Source organism: Enterobacter cloacae complex sp. I3, assembly GCF_014896175.1.
GTDB classification, from domain to species: domain Bacteria; phylum Pseudomonadota; class Gammaproteobacteria; order Enterobacterales; family Enterobacteriaceae; genus Enterobacter; species Enterobacter bugandensis.
The window spans coordinates 1-17541 of record NZ_JADBQZ010000028.1; the positions used below are offsets into that span (position 1 = coordinate 1).

A 17541-nucleotide genomic window follows, 5' to 3' on the forward strand; every position below is an offset into this window, starting at 1 on the left:
GTAGCCGGTGGCAGGAGAAATGCCGAACTGACGGCAGAGGAAACGGATGTTCGCCCCGTCCTGCGAGGCGAACAGTACAAACTCGGTACGTAATGACATGGTATCTCTCGCATCCCAGGGCATAAGTGACTCCATAAACGGGTTCTTATGCCTCAGTTGTAAGTGTCTACCATGTCCCCGAACAAGTGTTCACTATGTCCCCGGACCGTACACCCACGGGAGAGGGGGAACACACTAAAAACGGCAACCTGGTTGCCGTTTTGCATTTACCTTGCGCAGAAAAGCAAAAAGCCTGCTTTAAAAGCAGGCTTTTCAAATTTGGCTCCTCTGACTGGACTCGAACCAGTGACATACGGATTAACAGTCCGCCGTTCTACCGACTGAACTACAGAGGAATCGTGTGAACGGGGCGCATATTATCGACCTGCGTTCGCCTTGTCAAAGGGTGGATCAACGCCTTTTGATCGTTTGCTGACAAAATCGGCAAAATGATGTTTTTGACAGCGGAATGCACCGTAATGGTGCGGATATACCTCTAATGGGGCAGATCGTAAACTGCTGTTTCAGTAATAAATCCCCCCTCCATGATTAGATTTCCTTATTTTCAGGCGGTTAGCGAACAATTCAGACCGCACGGTAAAAGTGGCATTCATATTGCAAAACCTGTTCAACAACGACAGCCGGTTCCGGCAATGCATTTCGAACAGGGGGCAAAATGAACTTAAGACGACTGAAATACTTCGTAAAAATCGTCGATATCGGCAGCCTGACTCAAGCGGCAGAAGTGCTGCACATCGCGCAGCCTGCGCTGAGCCAGCAGGTGGCTACTCTGGAAGGCGAGATGGATCAGCAGTTACTGATCCGCACCAAACGCGGCGTCACGCCAACGGAAGCAGGCAAGATCCTGTATACCCATGCCCGCACTATCCTGCGTCAGTGTGAACAGGCGCAGCTGGCGGTGAACAACGTGGGCCAGACCCTGAGCGGGCACGTTTCTATCGGGCTGGCGCCGGGAACGGCGGCGTCCTCTATCACTATGCCGCTTCTGCAGGCCGTGCGCGCTGAGCTTCCGGAAGTGCTGGTCTATCTGCATGAAAACAGTGGTTCTGTACTGAATGACAAGCTGCTCAACGGCCAGCTGGACATGGCGGTCCTTTACGATCGCTCCCCGGTTGCCGGGCTCACCAGCCAGCCGCTGCTCAAGGAAGATCTCTACCTCGTGGGCACCCGCGACTGTCCGGGCCAGAGCGTCGATCTTACCGCCGTGGCAGAGATGAACCTCTATCTGCCGCGCGACTACAGCGCCGTGCGCGTGCGAGTGGACGAAGCGTTCTCCCTGCGCCGTCTGACGGCCAAAATCATCGGCGAAATCGACTCAATCTCCACGCTGACCGCGGCCATTGCAAGCGGAATGGGCGTCACCGTACTGCCGGAATCCGCCGCGCGCTCGCTGTGCGGTGCGGCAAACGGCTGGATGGCGCGGATCACCACGCCTTCGATGAGCCTGCCGCTGTCGCTGAACATGTCCGCTCGCGGCTCGCTGTCGCCTCAGGCGCAGGCGGTAAAAGAGATTTTAATGTCGCTGGTCAGCAAGCCGTCGCTTGAGAACCGTGAGCTCCAGCTCGTGAGCTGATATTCCAGAAAAGCATAAGATGCTGGTTTTTATTATTTGTTCTGCAGCTCGGCTGACTCTAACAATAGAGCTATGTCAGATGCGCCGGAGTGAATCGTGAATTTCCAGCAACTTAAAATTATCCGTGAGGCGGCCAGGCGGGACTACAACCTGACCGAGGTCGCCAATATGCTTTATACCTCTCAGTCCGGCGTCAGCCGCCATATCCGCGAGCTGGAAGAGGAGCTGGGCATAGAGATCTTTATCCGCCGCGGCAAGCGGCTGCTCGGCATGACGGAGCCGGGTAAAGCATTGCTCACCATCGCGGAGCGGATCCTCAACGAGGCCAGCAACGTGCGTCGCCTGGCGGATCTCTTCACCAACGATGCCTCGGGCGTGCTCACCATCGCCACCACCCACACCCAGGCGCGCTACAGCCTGCCGCCGGTGATCAAAGCCTTCCGCGAACTTTTCCCTGACGTCCGTCTGGAGCTTATCCAGGGCACGCCGCAGGAAATTGAAGGGCTGCTGCAAAACGGTGGGGCAGATATCGGCATTGCCAGCGAGCGATTGAGCAACGACCCGCTGCTGGTGGCCTTTCCCTGGTTCCGCTGGTACCACAGCCTGTTGCTCCCGCTCGAGCATCCGTTGAATCAGGTTTCACCACTGACGCTGGAAGCGATCGCGAAATGGCCGCTGATTACGTATCGCCAGGGCATAACCGGACGCTCGCGCATAGACGAGGCCTTCAACCGTAAAGGATTAACGCCGGACATCGTGCTGAGCGCGCAGGACTCTGACGTGATCAAAACCTACGTCGAGCTGGGTCTGGGCATTGGCCTGGTGGCGGAACAGTCCAGCGGCGAACGCGAAGACGGGAACCTGGTGCGCCTGGATACGCGGCATCTGTTTGACGCCAATACAGTGTGGCTGGGCCTGAAGCGCGGGCAGCTGCAGCGCAACTATGTGTGGCGCTTTATCGAGCTGTGCAATGCCGGGCTGTCGGTGGACGAGATCAAACGCCAGGTCATGGAGCCGGAAGAAGTGGCGATTGATTATCAGATTTAATAATCCAACTTAGACAAGCAGTCTGTTATCGTTTATGCCCGGTGCGTTAGTATCGCGGCATAAATTTTATGAAGTATGCATGCAGGAATAAATACTGAATATATTGATAGCAAAAGCTTAGGCGTGTTAAAAATGGAGGCTAGGTCGATGCCGGGAGGGCACAATGGCAAATGTTATTCATGATTTTATTTATGATATCTGCCACTCAGGAAATCTTGAGGCAGCTGTTCAACAATATGCACTCTATTACCACTATCTTGACGATTATACCTTCATTTTTGCAGCGGAGAAAGGTGCGACTCCTGGCTTATCGGTTAACAGGAACTTCAGCAGTGGTTCTGCCGTGCGTAGCTTATTCAAAACGCCGCATGTGTTTATTCTTACACCAGACATATTCAGAGAAATGTTTATCTCTGGTAACCGCGTTACATTTCCCATCGACTATTCTATCTCGCTCGATACGCAGGTATTAAGTTATCTTAAGCCTTTCTTTGAAGGGCAAAGATCGCGACTTCCCGAAGATTTTGAAGAAATTTTTGACTTCATCGCAAGAGAGGAAGTCAATGTTGATCCTTTGTTGTATGAACTCGAAAATCTTTGTAATTTTAGCGATCTCAATAAACAGGAAAAAATCTTCGAACGCATTCGAGCTTATGAGATGTTACGCAACCTGGATGTTGCGGCTTGGCAGCAGCATAGGCAGTTAAAATTTAATGTGTCTGAACAGGAAATTATAGCTAAAACGCAGCAATATATGGCACGTAAAAATTATGAGTTTATAAATAAGTCGCTAATGGAAGAGCTGGCTCGTGACTATAATCGCTTATATGTATATGTGTTAAAAATGTGCGCGATTCACCTGCGGAACCCAAAAACAAGTGCTAAGCAGGTGCAGGAAAAATTAGTCGAACTGCTAGAATTTACTCACAATGAAGCCCATTTCTTTGGCATTAGAGAGATTTTGCTCGCTAAGCGTTTTTTTGAAAATGGTTCTAAGGAAGCCTTTTTTCACAAAGTGAACCGTAATACGGCGGGATTTTGGGAGTACGTTAGAGGTATGGCCTGGGATCTTCGCCATCAGCGCTTTCTCGAATTTGTTATTACCTTAAATATTGATAAAAACGCGGCATTCTTTTTTCCCGCAATCTTAACCTGTGATAAAAAATTCATTGAAGTTCTGGATGCTCATAGCGTCAAAGTCATCGTTTTTAATAACAAAACTAAAGAAATTCTTCCTTTTTATGATATTGATTTTATTGAAGAGATAGCGTCATGCGGTGAGCGAGTCAAAGAACGATTAACTTTGCTCTCTACCGAAGAATACCAGTTACAACGTCGCCAGTATCAGGAAGGGCCAGACTATCTTCAATCGTTGGTTAAAACACTCGAAGCCGAACTTGAGGGCATTTGCGGTATTGCCTGTGAAAAGAATCCGCTTGGTAACTATTAGTGGGTCACAGATGCAAAAAGCCGGCTTCAAAAGCAGGCTTTTCAAAAATGGCTCCTCTGAATGGGTTCGACTTTGCCAGTAACAGACAAATAAATATTTCCCTTTCTGTCAAAACCGCCTGAATGACCACCAATCGGCGGTGATGAGCGAATAGATGTAGTCACTTAATGGTAGAAGTAGGGACATGCTGCTGCATCAACTCAACGATCCAGTCAATAAAAACGCGCAGTTTAGCGTTGACGTGGCGGTTAGGCGGGAATGCCAGGTACAGGGGCATTGGAGCAATACGCCAGCGTTCAAATAGCGGAATCAAGGCACCGCGAGCCTGATGTGCTGCCGCCATATAGACCGGCAGCGCAATCACGCCTAATCCCGCTAGTCCAGCTTCGAGGTAAGCATTGCCATCATCCACAGCAAGCACATAGTTGCCCGTAATTTCAATACGTTCACTCTCACCGTGCAGCACCAGAGGATCAATCTTACCGGTGCGTGAGGACAAGAATCCCACGATGCGATGGTCCGTGTTTTCCAGCTCTCGCGGATGCGCGGGGGCGCCGAGGAGTTCCACATAACTCGGTGCGACGTAAACACCGATTTGCAAATCGCCGACATGGCGCGCGATCAGTGACTGGTCATTGATTTCGCCACCCCGCAGGACGCAATCCACGTTGTCGCCGATCAGATCCACCACCCTGTCACTCACGCCCATGTCGAACTGGATATCAGGGTAGCGCGCGTGAAAAGCCGGTAGCGCGGGCACCAGCACAAGGCGGGCGAGAGGAGTGGGCACATCCACCCTTAACCGTCCCCTGGGCGTCATCGCCGCACTGGACAGGCTGTTTTCTGCATCTTCCATGTCCGCCAGCAGGCGGATAACGCGCTCGTAGTAGACCGCGCCATCGGGAGTGACGCCGAGCCTGCGGGTGGTGCGATGGAGCAGCTTGACGCGCAGGCGCGCTTCCAGCTGCTGAATAAGCTGCGTCACCGTGGTTTTGCTCATATGGAGCGTTTGGGCAGCCTTTGTGAAGCTGCCTGCCTCCACCACGCGAGCAAAGGCGCGCATCGCATCAAAACGATCCATCCCATGTCCTCTCTTTTCACCGATTGTTTGGATATTACAAACAATGATGGACAAAGTCGCCTGTTTATCCCTCTGCTTCAGCAGCTGTAAAGTCTCTTTACGTTCACCGGGCAGAGTTCGCCCCATTACAAAGGTACACATATGACAACACGCGAAGCCGTTTTTCCCTTCGGGCGCCAGGCGCTCTATGAGCGCAATCGCTATTCACCCGCCATCAAATCTAATGGCTTCTTGTTTGTTTCGGGGCAGGTGGGTAGCCGGGAAGATGGTTCGCCTGAAGAGGATATAAAAGCGCAGATCCGTCTGGCGTTTGATAACCTTAATGCTGTTCTCACGGCTGCGGGCTGCACGTTCGATGACGTGGTTGACGTTACCCTTTTTGTTGTCGATCCCGAGTCAAACCTCGACGCTATCTGGAGTGTCCTGCCAGAATACTGGGGGGAAGCACCTTACCCAACCTTGACCGGGATCGGCGTGACGTGGCTGTACGGATTCCAGTTTGAGATAAAGGTGATTGCCAGGCTACCCTGAGCGTTACGGATCTTTCCGACGGTCAAAAGGCAAGTCAGAGGAAAATTTATGAAGGCAGCGGTTTATGACGTGGAAGGCGCTCCCGGCGTCCTGCAATATGTCTATGTTCCGGATCCGGTCGCAGGGCCTGACGATGTGCTGATTTCAGTCGAGGCTATCTCAATTGAAGGGGGAGATCTGATCAACCGACGTTCAACTCCGCCGCCTTTTCCTTCATGGATCGTTGGCTACGCGGCCGCGGGGACGGTGGTTGCCGTCGGGTCGAAAGTCCGTAGCCGCAAGGTTGGGGACAGAGTGACTGCTTTTAGCATGCAGGGATCGCATGCGGAACGTTGGGCTGTGCCTGCGGAACGAACCTGGCTTTTACCAGACGGAGTGGATGCAGCAGAAGCGGCGGTGGTACCGATCTCCTTTGGAACCGCATATCACTGCCTCTTCACACGCGGCATGCTCCGGCACGGAGAAACCGTTCTGATTCAGGCAGCAGCGGGTGGCGTGGGGCTCGCGGCCGTTCAGCTTGCCTCACAAGCTGGCGCGACGGTCATCGGCGTGGCAAGCGGAACGCAGCGAAAAAACCGGTTGCTGGAACTGGGGGCCGATCATGTTGTGGATCGTGTAGAGAATAACGTCGTGGAGAGTGTCCGACAGGTCACTCGTGGCACCGGTGTTAACCTCGTCATCGATCCGGTAGGGACGACGTTGCCTGCGTCGCTTTCTGCTCTCGCGCCGGAAGGGCGTCTTGTTTTCGTCGGTAATGCGGGCGGTGGCAGCCTTACAGCCGACTTATGGCCGGCAATGCAGTCTAACCAGACGCTCATGGGGGTATTCATGGGCCCCCTTTTTGAAAGGCCTGAGGTTCGGGCAAGCGTGGACGAGATGTTGCAGGCTGTAGCGGCAGGGTGCATCAGGGTTGTCATTGATCGAATCTTCCCCCTGGCTAACGCCGCCGCGGCCCATGAATACGCCGAGACAGCGAAACCGCTTGGCCGCATCGTTATGAAGCCATGAGGGGGTTGACCTTAGCCTGGCCCCCACCATTCTCCCGATGCGGAAGCCGCCTCGCATTTCGTTTATCCGATCCGCCATAATTCTTTTAACCGTAAAAACAGTTTTTTATTATCAGCCTTCTTAGTGACGCAATTCGTTCCCACCAGCGCTGCCCTTCGATGGATAACGGCTCTCTGCCCACTTAATTACGAAAAGGAAATCACCATGAATCTGATGAATAACTGCGCATCTCCTGGCATAAATGTTATATTAAAATATAATATTAGGAGGTGCGCTATGTATAAAACTCGCCTGAAAAAGGTCGGCGGATCCATCATGTTGGCGGTTCCTCCCGCCGTGTTGAAAACGCTGGAGCTGTCGACGGACAGCGAAGTCGGCATGACCATTAACAATGGCTGCCTGATCATTGAACCCCAAAAACGGCCTCATTATTCGCTTGAGGAGCTGCTGGCGCAGTGCGATCCGCACGCTGAAATGAGTGAAGAGGATCGGGAATGGATTGATGCGCCTGCGGTAGGAAAGGAGATCCTGTAAATGGACAGAGGGGAAATCTGGCTTGTTTCACTGGATCCGATTGCAGGCCACGAGCAAAGTGGAAAACGTCCGGTTCTCATCGTGTCGAAGGCATCGTTTAACAAGCTGACCCGGCTACCGGTAGTGGTTCCCGTCACCAGCGGCGGTAACTTTGCTCGCACGGCAGGTTTCACCGTTTCACTGGAAGGGGCGGGGACAAAAACGATGGGCGTTATTCGCTGCGACCAGCCCAGAACTATTGATATGGCTGCCCGAAACGGCATGCGGCTGGAACGGATACCTGACGCCGTTGTCAACGAGGTGCTTGCCAGGCTGGATGCGATTCTGAGTTAACATCAGAGACGCAGAAAAGCAAAAAGCCTGCTTTAAAAGCAGGCTTTTCAAAATTGGCTCCTCTGACTGGGATCACCTTTGCCAGTAACTGGCTAATAAGGAAGCTAAACTTGAATCTTCATCCTGTCAAGACCACCAAAATGACCACCATTAGTTGTGGGTTAAATAAATCTGTTTATAGGCATTCAATGTTCCCTAATTGTGGCGCTGGGAAGCCTACTTGTGCGGTCGTACCTGCTATAAAAATAGTACTGACTGAGGCCAATAAGACTTGTTAGCAAAAAGCGGTTTGTTCGCTTTTTGCTGTGAGTTCAACGGGTCGATGCAACGCTATCCTTAATCAAGGGGGACGTTGCCATGAAACGAAGAACGCGGATTTACTAAACGTCGGAACAGAAAGCGATTATCCAAGACAGATACAAACAAGGTGATTCCGTGCATGATATCGCCAGAATGTTCGACAGATATCATTCTTCTATTATGCCCACTATCCACCAGACTGGTGGATACCGTCCCCCTGTCGGAAAGCGGCACCCGTTAGCGCTTTCACTTGATGAAAGAGAGGAAATATCCAGAGCGCTTGTAGCAAAAATCAGCATCAGAGCGATCGCAAACAAACTATCGAGAGCTCCCTCAACGATTAGCCGCGAGATTAAGAGGCACGGTGGTGCAAAACAATATCGTGCATCAAAAGCGGATGCTGCTGCGTGGGAAAATGCTCTGAGACCAAAACCTTGCAAGCTAATTGAAAGACCTACACTTTGTAAAATCATCGCAGAGAAGATGCATCAGGACTGGTCGCCGGAACAAATCGCCGGTTGGCTGAAACGCTGTTATCCGGATAATCAGGAAATGCATGTGTTACATGAAACGATATATAAAACGCTTTTCATACAAACTCGGGGGGCATTAAAAAAAGAACTGCAGCAATGCCTCCGAAGCGGAAGAGCCGTGCGTAGATCCAGAACGTCATCGCTTAAAGGGAAAGGATTAGGATCAATCTCGAATGCGGTACAGATAAGCGAGAGGCCACCTGAAGCCGCAGACAGAGCCATACCGGGTCACTGGGAAGGTGACCTGATCCAGGGCTCGAAAAACTCCTGTATCGTCACCCTCGTAGAACGCCATTCCCGCTTTGTTATGTTGGCCAAAATCAGGGACAACAAGACCATAACCGTTATATCTGCACTCATCAGGCAAGCCCGGGGATTACCTGTTGAGCTTTATAAAACATTAACCTGGGATCGAGGAGCTGAAATGACCAGCCACACCCGATTTACTGTAGCTACAGACATCCAGATTTACTTCTGTGATCCTCAATCTCCCTGGCAGGTGGCTCAAATGAAAATACGAATAGGTTGCTCAGACAATATTTTCCAAAGAGAACTGACTTATCGATTCACAGCCAGCAGAGACTAAACAGCGTTGCCAGACAGCTCAACGAAAGACCGAGAAAAACGCTAGACTATGAATCACCCGCAGAACGGTTCAATCAGTGTGTTGCATCCATCAGTTGAACTCACAGCTCATAGAGGATTTGACCTGCCCCCGGTATTAGATACAACCGTCAGTCCATAATGTCGGTTTGTTGAACCGCTCCCCGTATGTGATCCATTCATAATCAGGAATAACTGGCTTCATTCTGGCTGCATATTCTGGCAACCGGCAGATTTTACGGCAAATTCGGAGGGGGTCATCCAGCCCAGCGCAGAATGGGGACGACTTTGGTTATAGTGTATGCGCCAGGCTTCGATTTTGCACCGCGCATCCTCCAGGGACATGAACCAGCTCTCGTTCAGACATTCCTGTCGCAGCCTGCCGTTGAAGGACTCTACCGTCGCATTGTCCGTCGGCGTTCTGGGGCGTGAGAAGTCGATACGGATACCCCGTTCATACACCCAGCTGTCCAGCATTTTCCCCGCAAATTCAGAGCCGTTGTCGGTTTTCAGCATCTGAGGTAACGGACGCCTGAGCTCTATGCTGTTCAGCATTTCCGCCACTTCTGTTGAACGCAGATTCTGCACCACGCAGATCCCCAGGCATTCGCGGGTGTACAGGTCTATAACCGTCAGCAGGCGTAGTCGCCTTCCGTCAAACAACGCATCAGAGACAAAATCCATGCCCCAGACGTGATTCGGATACAGCCCCTGAGGCTGCGGCTGTCGCCGCTGTGCGGATTTATTACGGCGTGGACGCTTGGGGCGCAGCGACAGGCCCTGTTCACTGTACAGGCGGCAAATGCGTTTGTGGTTATCACGCCAGCTTTCCCGCCTGAGCATCACGTGTACCCTGCGGTAGCCATGGTGAACCCTGGTTTAGGTAATCTCCCTGATGCGCAGGCGCAGCGCACTGTCGTCTGCCGCAACGGAATGGTACCGGAACGAGCTGCGGCTGAGCCATAGCGCAAAACAGATTTGTCTTTCGCTGGCACCGTATCGGGCCTGTAAATCCCTGATCCATTCGCGCAGGCGTGCCAGCGTCAGTTCTTTTTTGCCAGCACGTCCTGCAGCATAGCCTTGTCGAGGCTGAGATCGGCCACCAGTTTCTTCAGACGCAGGTTTTCCTCTTCCAGCTGGCGCATGTGCTTTAGTTCTGAGGGTGAAATGCCACCGTATTTCTTACACCAGGTGTAAAACGTGGCGTCGGAGATGCCCAGCTTGCGGCAGACGTCCGGTACGGACATCCCCAGCTCGGCCTGCTACAGGGCAAAGACAATCTGCTCTTCGGTAAATCGTGACTTTTTCATCGGCACCACCTCCGTTCAGGGGAGTGTTTATCATGCCGGAATTCTGTTTCTGAATGGAGCAGGATTTTGGGTCAGTGTCACCCCAGCAGTTGCAGCGCGTCGGTTTACTCGTTCAGCGCGTAGCGTGCGATGGTGCCATCACTGGCTTCTAATATGTAGACAAAAGTTTGCGCCAGCAGTGGCGCGCTGGCGGCAATCGATGCCATGAGCGCCACCGCACGTAATATTCTCTTCATTTCGCTTCCTTAGCGAACCATTGACGGACGTTTGGCATCATAGCGCCAGTTATCAATTAAAAATTGCATCCCCAGCGCATCGTTTCGGTTCTTATCCGGCAGCGCGTTGTAAAGCGCATGCGCCTCCTCGACGCGTTCCATATTCAATTCGATGCCAAAACCCGGGCCTGGCGGTAATTCCAGATAGCCATCGCGGATCTGCGGCGGTTGATGCGTCAGTTGCTGGCCATCCTGCCAAATCCAGTGAGTATCAAAGGCGGTCTGACGATCGCCAGGCGCCGCTGCGCCCAGGTGCGCCACCATTGCCAGTGAGATATCAAAATGATTATTGGAGTGGCAGCCGGTGGTCAGCCCCCATTCGTTGCACAATTGCGCTATCACGTTGGCATTGCGCATCGTCCAGAAGTGCGGATCGGCAAGCGGAATGTCGATGGCGTTAAGTTGCAGCGCATGATGTAATTGGCGCCAGTCGTTAGCAATCATATTGGTCGCGACCGCCACGCCCGTGGCGCGACGGAATTCGGCAAGCGTTTCCCGCCCTGAATACCCTTGCTCAGCACCACAGGGATCTTCCAGATAGGGCACCTTTCCTGCCAACTGTTTACCAAAGCGAATCGCCTCATCCAGCGACCAGCTGGCATTGGGGTCGACAGTGACGCGCGCGCCGGGAAACCGCGCCAGTAGCGCTTCAACCGTTTCCACTTCCGCTTCGCCTGCCAGCACGCCGCCTTTTAGCTTGAAGTCACGAAAGCCGTACTGCTCCACTGCCGCTTCCGCCAGCCGTTGAACGCCAGCGCTGTCCATTGCCGCCTCATGACGCAGACGGAACCAGCCATCCGCCGCGTTATCGCCCGAGCGGTACTGCATTGTGGTGCGCTTGCGATCGGCGATATAGAACAGATAACCCAGCACCGGAATACGCTCACGCTGTTTGCCGCTGGCAAGCAGATCGGCGACCGGCAGGTTAAACAGCTTGCCTTGCAGGTCTAGTAGCGCGGCCTCAATCGCCGCCGCAGCGTTATAAAACTTCTCCGGATTCATCTGCGGAATGTGGATGTCGTTGGTGTGTGAAGTGTGCTTCTGACGCGCCTCACTGTTGAAAAGCTGGCTCAGCGTGGCATTCAGGCGCAGCAGCGAGCTGCCTACAATCAGCGGGCGAAACTGCTCCAGCAACTGCAACGTCGAGGCATGACAGGGCGTTTCGCCCACCCCGGTATGCCCGGCAGAATCGGTGAGGATCACGATAATGCGCGTGAAGAAGCAGTTATGGGCACCGCCGATATTCAAAAGCATGCTGTCATAACCAGCAACTGGGACGATGCGCATGGTATTAATGACTGGACTGTCTGACATGAAGTCTCTCCTTGTGACCTAAAGCGGGGGGAACAGGTTTGGTGCGCAGCAACAGCCACAGGCCGGTCACCACGGACACGCTGGTCAGCGCGTAGAGGCCGCCGGTGGTGCTGCCGGTGTGCATCTCCAGATAGCCAAACACCGTGGGTGCGAAGAATCCGCCAAGGTTGCCGACAGAGTTGATCATCGCAATGCCCGGTGCCGCTATCGAGACGGGCAGTTCGCTTTGCGGCATCGGCCAGAAGAACGCGGCACTGACTTTGGAACCGATGCAAGCCACAATCATCGCCACAAAGCCAAACCACGGCGTGCCAAGCGTGGCCATAAAGGTGCCGCATGCGGCGATCAGCATGGCGATGCCCAGCCCTTTCTCCAGCTTATCGCGATAACGGTCGGTGGCTTTGCCCAGCAGAAACAGCGCAACAATGGCGAAGAGCCACGGGATGGCGGTCAGCAGTCCGGATTCGAAACTGTTGAACCCCTGAATACGCTGGATAATTTGCGGCAACCAGAACACCAGCGTGTAACCGGTCATGGTCATGGTGAAGAAGATCAGGCAGTAGAATATAAGGCTGCGATCGGTGATCAATCCCCAGCGTCCCTGTGTGACGGCACGCTCGTCACGCGTCGCGTCTTCAATTGCCAGTTGCTGCGCGAGCGCCTGTTTTTCCGCGTCGCTGAGCCATTTCGCCCCTTCTGGCTTCGATACCAGTACAAACGCCGCCAGCAGGCCGATCACTATCGATCCGCCGCCTTCCAGAAACATGACCCATTTCCAACCCGCAAGTCCGCCGACATCGTGCATCATCAGGATTGCGCCGGTGAGCGGGCCAGAGAATAGAAACGCGCTTGCGGTTGCACTCAATACCATTGCGGTTGCGCGGCCTCGCCAGGCATTGGGCACCCACTGACGAAAATAGAACAGCACGCCAGGGAAGAAGCCCGCCTCCGCCACGCCAAGCAGGAAACGCAGCATATAAAAATGCATTGGCGTGCTGACGAAACCGGTAAGTACCACCACCGTTCCCCAGGTGATCATAATGCGCGTGAGCCACACCCTTGCGCCGAACTTCTTCAGCATCATATTGCTGGGCACTTCAAACAACGCATAGCCGATAAAGAACAGTCCTGCGCCTAAGCCGAAGGCCGCCGCGCTGATTCCGGCATCGGTTTGCAGCTGGGCTTTGACGAAGCCAATGTTGGCGCGATCAATCTGGTTAATAATAAGCATCAGCGCCAGCATCGGGATAATGCGGCGGAAGAATTTGCCAATCGCAGAAGCGATATGCGCCTCATGATCGGCTGATAATTCATGGCGTTGTTGTGTCATGCGTCACCTTCAGTGAGAGAAAAACACCGCTATAGTTATACGCAGCAGGGTTGGTGAGTAGTTATGTATTTTTGCCCTGGAAGGGTTAGGCAAATGCCATACAGTTATAAAATTTCATAAGGTTATGTAAATTCACGTCGAAGAGTTTCGTGCGGGTTTGTGCGCTGGCTCACTCAGGAGGTGATGTCCGCTTCACGCGCTGAGACATTCGACAAGCTTTTTATGGCTTCAGTAAGGGCGAGTTTCGCGCTTGGAGAGCCAGCAAATACTTTGCTTCGTCGTAACAGGTTCTGTTTTTCCAGCAGCTATAAATTATCCGGATCTATTTGAACGCCAGAGCTCGGATAGCGGATTGATGCGATTTTCCTTTTTCTCGCTGGCCCAGTACGATGAGTTAACCGTCTTCGCAGTCCATTCCACGAATGTCTGTCGGACGAACTTCGCACACTGCCAACGCCAGCGTAGTTTTGAATTTCTTCGGCGCTGTTGAAGCGGTCGCGGTTATCATCCAGTGCGGCAAGCATGCGCGGTCCCATAACTGAACAGTTGGCAACACAAAGCCTCGGAGCTTGGGAGTACAAAGAGAATGTCAACAGGTTGTGCAGGCAGTGTAATGTAATGCCAAAACAGGTCAGACCGTGGTTCACCAAACCTGATAAGACTTCCGAACGTTGAGTTCGCTGAGGTAATTGTGAGATGTGGGCCAGCGGATTTCATTAAGGCCCGCGGCAGAACAATTGCTGCATTAAGGCCGGCAATCGTCCTGTCCGTCATCAAGTACAATGCCTGGCAAACAACGGGAGGCGAGTCTTAAAGCTACGTTTAAGCCTAGTCAAAGTGAAATCATGGGGACTGTTCTTACTGAGCCAGAGCGATGCTAACTGAAGAACGCGCTAAACTGATACTGGCGCTGAGCGTATCGCTGCAGGCTTTATCAACAACTCCAGACGAAGGTGATTATAAAGGTAACGATGTCTTTGACAACGTGCGCGCGTTGGTTGATGCAGCAGGATTCAGATGAGTAACGGATGCAGCCGCTCTGTCAGTCGGCATAAGGCGCGCGGTTAATATATGCACGTCACAAAGCTCTGTTCAGGCTTTATAAGGCTGTATGTAAATTCTCGTTAATCAGGGAATATACTTATGTTTACCGGATATGCACCGTACTGCCGTGCTCTCAGTTAAACCGACTGGGCGTTTTACCGAAGCTCTGACGGAATACGTCAATATAGGCGCTGACGTTACTATAACCGCTCAGCGATGCGATTTCACTGACTGGCAATCCCTCTGACACCCAGCGCAGTGAAGCCACCACCTTTGCCTGCTGGTGCCAATGACTGAAACTCAGCCCGGTCTGCTGACTGAATAGACAGTTGATGCTTCTGATGCTGAGCCCCGCTTCATGGGCAGGCTGTTGCTGATCCATTATGCAGGCCGGCTGGCTCAGCAGCTTGTCTGCAACGCTGCGCGCCCTGCGTTCTGTTGGCAGCTTCAGCGCCAGCGGCAATTCCCGACAACGGAGTGTTTCATAGCCCAGCAGCGTCAGAAGGGGGTTCGTGTATTCCTCAGGGAAGCCAGTGACAAGCTTGTTTTTGGAATCTTTGCCGCACAGGCGGAGTTTGAGCGAGAATTGATTGCCGAGCGAACAACAGCAGGTCAGGCCTCAGAAGGGACCCGAGGGAAGAAGGGGCGGCCTAAAAAATGACGCCAATAAAATCGCTACCGGCAATGGCATTAATAGGACGGCCAGAAACGAAAGTCAGTACATTATGCCACGAACTCAGGGGGTGAAAGTACGCTTAGTTTTCTTGCTCATTAAGTCATTTGTTTTGTGTTGAATGAGAATATAACCTTTAATCAGGTGGCCAAATTTTCTATGCCACTACAATCAGAGCTTCATTGAGGAATTCAGGTGTGTGTAATTTACGGGGCTTTTTGCTTATTGATAATGATCTTGTCATGAGTCCCTCTGGTTGAGAGTTTTCTCACTTAGTCCCGTGTCCACTATTGCAGGGTAGGATTAATCGAGGGAAGTGTCCCTCGCTGGATCTGATGCTTACATTGGACGGCGCAGGCTATGGCATCGGCTTGATGACTGCGACCAAGATCCCGGTAAGCCAACGATCGGATGTCGTTATCCGTCACCTGGCAGTCGAATCGGCTTTGACTATTTACTTGCTTCGCTCCGAGAACAACCGCTTGTCTGTTTCACTAGAGTGGCTTATCGATCGTCTGCGCGATGGCTTGGGCGAATAAATTTCCTGCAAACCGGTCTCAAGAATCCGCAGCAGACTGTGTATTCCTTTTCGAGCTTCTCGCTGTTGCCACGGAGGCCGGTGAACGAGCCACGGCTGGGGCGGGAAACCACTGCCACATTCCACAGCCATGAAGTGTCATGCGCGGTCGGAGTAACGTGCGGTACCCCGATAAAACAGATCATTCTATCCATCCACGGCACTCGAAGATGCCGTTGCTCTCGATCAACTGAGCCGGAGGTTGCGTTCAGCTATGTAGCGCCTCGGTGAAGTGCCGAGTGATTTGCGGAACATAGTCACAAAGTTACCGGCACTTTCTTAACCCAGACTATCGGCGACCTGTCGAACCGACATTCCAGTACTCAACCATTTCACCGCAAGAATGACTTGGATCTGCTGGCGCCAGCGTTCGAAGCTCATACCGGTTTCCTGAATAAGCAACCGTGCGAGAGTGCGTTCACTCAGGCCGACACGAATAGCCCAAGTGCGGACGGTCCCGCGGTGTATTGGGGCTTCCATGAGATCTTCTGCAGTCGCACATCGGGCGGCATTGGCAGGCGAAGATTCCCCCTTGGTACCACCTAAATTTCACCTAAAAGTAAACTAATCAGATGTGTTTCTGCCCTCTGGATAGAACATAGAGAAACTTGCGGAGCGGATCACTAGCTCACGTAACAATGGTGTCGCAGATATCGTGCAGAACTTCGACGGAAGACTCGAAGCAGCGCTTGAGTTGATGTAGGCGATTTAGCATTCGATTATACCTGCGGCCAAGATCTTGTGAAAGAAGCCTCCCGGCACATTGATCTCTGGTGCTAGCCGCGTCTCCCGGTCGGTCTTTATAAACCTTCATTATATGGCAGCAATGAAGCGCTTCGAAGCGTCGGTTTAGAGCAAACCAGATGCCTTATGGCACTAAGTGCCTTATTGTCACTTGGTGCCAGATATGACAGAATACTCTCATGGCAAATAAAAATCCCGGCCTTCGCGAAAGGCACAAAGAGAGCACCCGGAGGGAGCTATCCAACCTCGGGCTTGAGTTGTTTCTGAAACAGGGCTTTACCCACACGACCATCGAACACATCGTCGAGCCGCTTGGTGTGGCTAGGCGTACGTTCTTTCGCTACTTCAAGACTAAAGAAGATCTGATCTTCCTGTGGCACGACGAGAAGACGCATGAGCTGGTCGATGAATTGCGGGGGCGTCCCGACCACGAGGGGCCACTGGATGCGGTCAGAGAGACGCTGGCCACGACGCTCCTGCGGTATGACGCCAATCCTGACATGGCTTTTGCACTGGTGCGCCTGCTGAAGGAAACGCCGGCTCTGCTCGCCAAGGGATGCGAAAAGCGGATGGATCGGGAGGTGTCGCTCGCTGCCGCACTCGTGGAACGAGAAAGCGAGACCGGGCTGAGCATGCTCAAAGCGCGCATCATCGTGGGCGCGGTGACGTCCGCATGGACGGCTGCCCTTGACGAGTGGTATGCGGATGGCGGCAGGCAGAACCTGCGCTCCATCGTGGCCAGGGCGTTTTCATTGGTGGGCGAACTGTGATGGCAGCTATGCACGTCTTGTCGGGCCATCAGCAACGCTATCGTCCCCGGCTCATGACGAGCGTGCTGGTCGCTGCGCCTGGCCCTGGTCCCAGCCAGACCAGATGCGCTCAATGGCCCGGGGTCAACGGCGCGGTGTCGCGAGACAAATCGCAAACCCAGACAGGTGGCACAGACACGATCAGCACCACTTCGGGGTTCTCTGGCGCCAGGTTCTTGTGAGAGCCAGACCTGTGGGGAGATGCCCCTGCGACAGAAGAAGTGGCCCGCAGTGAGCCTGATGCGCGCAACGCCAATGACGTGAGTTCCCTGACGGCTATGTTCCCCGCGTGGCTGGATGCGGATACCTCTCTCCAGACCGCCGATGCGTCTGCAGTTGCGCGCACGCGAACGAAGTCCGGTATAAGGCGGATGTAATCACCTTATTCGGGCAGGAAGGCCCGGGTTGACAG

At 53.1% G+C, this 17541-nt stretch carries 15 protein-coding genes, 1 tRNA gene and 7 pseudogenes; 12 read left to right on the plus strand and 11 right to left on the minus strand.

Going from position 1 to position 17541, the window contains the following annotated elements:
* Both IM271_RS19185 and IM271_RS19190 read right to left on the minus strand, forming a co-directional pair.
* Positions 1 to 135 (minus strand): annotated as a pseudogene (locus IM271_RS19185) (IS481 family transposase); the annotation flags it as partial.
* Positions 136 to 319: 184 nt separating this feature from the next.
* Positions 320 to 395 (minus strand) — tRNA-Asn (locus tag IM271_RS19190).
* A gap of 320 nt (positions 396 to 715) precedes the next feature.
* On the opposite strand from IM271_RS19190, the gene nac reads away from it, so the two are divergent.
* The 3 genes from nac to IM271_RS19205 all read left to right on the plus strand — a co-directional run bounded on the left by nac (position 716) and on the right by IM271_RS19205 (position 4130).
* Complete coding sequence (nac, locus tag IM271_RS19195) at positions 716 to 1633, plus strand: nitrogen assimilation transcriptional regulator NAC (protein ID WP_048998857.1); 918 nt, start codon at positions 716 to 718, stop codon at positions 1631 to 1633.
* Positions 1634 to 1729: 96 nt separating this feature from the next.
* Positions 1730 to 2680, plus strand: coding sequence for an HTH-type transcriptional regulator Cbl (gene cbl, locus IM271_RS19200; RefSeq protein ID WP_193053017.1), 951 nt, complete (start codon positions 1730 to 1732; stop codon positions 2678 to 2680).
* 163 nt (positions 2681 to 2843) lie between these two features.
* Positions 2844 to 4130 carry a hypothetical protein gene (locus tag IM271_RS19205; RefSeq protein WP_193053019.1) on the plus strand — a complete coding sequence of 429 codons (1287 nt, stop codon included), beginning with the start codon at positions 2844 to 2846 and terminating at the stop codon, positions 4128 to 4130.
* 160 nt (positions 4131 to 4290) lie between these two features.
* On the opposite strand, the gene IM271_RS19210 is transcribed toward IM271_RS19205, so the two are convergent.
* On the minus strand, positions 4291 to 5211 hold the full coding sequence (locus tag IM271_RS19210; RefSeq protein WP_193053020.1) for a LysR family transcriptional regulator: 921 nt from the start codon (positions 5209 to 5211) through the stop codon (positions 4291 to 4293).
* 141 nt (positions 5212 to 5352) lie between these two features.
* Here IM271_RS19210 and IM271_RS19215 point away from each other — a divergent pair, with 141 nt between their 5' ends.
* The 4 genes from IM271_RS19215 to IM271_RS19230 all read left to right on the plus strand — a co-directional run bounded on the left by IM271_RS19215 (position 5353) and on the right by IM271_RS19230 (position 7617).
* The gene (locus tag IM271_RS19215; RefSeq protein ID WP_041909204.1) at positions 5353 to 5742 is read left to right on the plus strand and encodes a RidA family protein; all 390 of its coding nucleotides are present in this window, start codon (positions 5353 to 5355) and stop codon (positions 5740 to 5742) included.
* Between the two features lie 48 nt (positions 5743 to 5790).
* Entirely contained in the window at positions 5791 to 6750 is a 960-nt protein-coding gene (locus tag IM271_RS19220) for a zinc-binding alcohol dehydrogenase family protein (RefSeq protein ID WP_193053022.1), read from the plus strand.
* A gap of 276 nt (positions 6751 to 7026) precedes the next feature.
* Positions 7027 to 7284, plus strand: a complete 258-nt coding sequence (locus tag IM271_RS19225; protein WP_041909206.1) for an antitoxin — start codon at positions 7027 to 7029, stop codon at positions 7282 to 7284.
* The gene (locus IM271_RS19230) at positions 7285 to 7617 is read left to right on the plus strand and encodes a type II toxin-antitoxin system PemK/MazF family toxin (RefSeq protein WP_028013735.1); all 333 of its coding nucleotides are present in this window, start codon (positions 7285 to 7287) and stop codon (positions 7615 to 7617) included.
* On the opposite strand, the pseudogene IM271_RS20365 reads toward IM271_RS19230, so the two are convergent.
* Positions 7577 to 7768 (minus strand): annotated as a pseudogene (locus IM271_RS20365) (hypothetical protein). The gene IM271_RS19230 and the pseudogene IM271_RS20365 sit on opposite strands and share 41 nt — an antisense overlap.
* Positions 7769 to 8019: 251 nt before the next feature.
* Between IM271_RS20365 and IM271_RS19235 the strand changes: the two are divergent.
* Positions 8020 to 9134, plus strand: a pseudogene (locus IM271_RS19235) (IS30 family transposase).
* Positions 9135 to 9254: 120 nt separating this feature from the next.
* Here IM271_RS19235 and IM271_RS19240 read toward each other — a convergent pair.
* The 5 genes and pseudogenes from IM271_RS19240 to IM271_RS19260 all read right to left on the minus strand — a co-directional run.
* Positions 9255 to 10306: pseudogene (locus tag IM271_RS19240) on the minus strand (IS3 family transposase).
* Between the two features lie 161 nt (positions 10307 to 10467).
* Positions 10468 to 10599, minus strand: a complete 132-nt coding sequence (locus IM271_RS20270) for a hypothetical protein (protein ID WP_255467567.1) — start codon at positions 10597 to 10599, stop codon at positions 10468 to 10470.
* Between the two features lie 9 nt (positions 10600 to 10608).
* Positions 10609 to 11952 (minus strand): enolase C-terminal domain-like protein, encoded by a 1344-nt coding sequence (locus tag IM271_RS19250; protein ID WP_047062999.1) that lies wholly within the window; start codon positions 11950 to 11952, stop codon positions 10609 to 10611.
* On the minus strand, positions 11930 to 13282 hold the full coding sequence (locus tag IM271_RS19255) for an MFS transporter (RefSeq protein WP_047955839.1): 1353 nt from the start codon (positions 13280 to 13282) through the stop codon (positions 11930 to 11932). The genes IM271_RS19250 and IM271_RS19255 overlap by 23 nt, the downstream gene beginning before the upstream one ends.
* 220 nt (positions 13283 to 13502) lie before the next feature.
* Positions 13503 to 13818, minus strand: a pseudogene (locus IM271_RS19260) (IS110 family transposase); the annotation flags it as partial.
* Between the two features lie 338 nt (positions 13819 to 14156).
* Between IM271_RS19260 and IM271_RS19265 the strand changes: the two are divergent.
* Positions 14157 to 14303: a hypothetical protein gene (locus IM271_RS19265; RefSeq protein ID WP_154400831.1), complete on the plus strand. Its 147-nt coding sequence runs from the start codon at positions 14157 to 14159 to the stop codon at positions 14301 to 14303.
* A gap of 156 nt (positions 14304 to 14459) precedes the next feature.
* Here IM271_RS19265 and IM271_RS19270 read toward each other — a convergent pair whose 3' ends face one another.
* Positions 14460 to 14789 (minus strand): helix-turn-helix domain-containing protein, encoded by a 330-nt coding sequence (locus IM271_RS19270; protein WP_052768066.1) that lies wholly within the window; start codon positions 14787 to 14789, stop codon positions 14460 to 14462.
* A 66-nt stretch (positions 14790 to 14855) separates the two neighbouring features.
* On the opposite strand from IM271_RS19270, the pseudogene IM271_RS19275 reads away from it, so the two are divergent.
* Positions 14856 to 15064 (plus strand): annotated as a pseudogene (locus IM271_RS19275) (recombinase family protein); the annotation flags it as partial.
* 258 nt (positions 15065 to 15322) lie between these two features.
* Positions 15323 to 15538, plus strand: a pseudogene (locus IM271_RS19280) (LysR family transcriptional regulator); the annotation flags it as partial.
* A gap of 317 nt (positions 15539 to 15855) precedes the next feature.
* On the opposite strand, the gene IM271_RS20250 reads toward IM271_RS19280, so the two are convergent.
* Positions 15856 to 16056, minus strand: coding sequence for a helix-turn-helix domain-containing protein (locus tag IM271_RS20250; RefSeq protein ID WP_052768067.1), 201 nt, complete (start codon positions 16054 to 16056; stop codon positions 15856 to 15858).
* A 443-nt stretch (positions 16057 to 16499) separates the two neighbouring features.
* Here IM271_RS20250 and IM271_RS19290 point away from each other — a divergent pair, with 443 nt between their 5' ends.
* On the plus strand, positions 16500 to 17090 hold the full coding sequence (locus IM271_RS19290) for a TetR family transcriptional regulator (RefSeq protein WP_047063004.1): 591 nt from the start codon (positions 16500 to 16502) through the stop codon (positions 17088 to 17090).
* Positions 17091 to 17541: the final 451 nt, after the last annotated feature.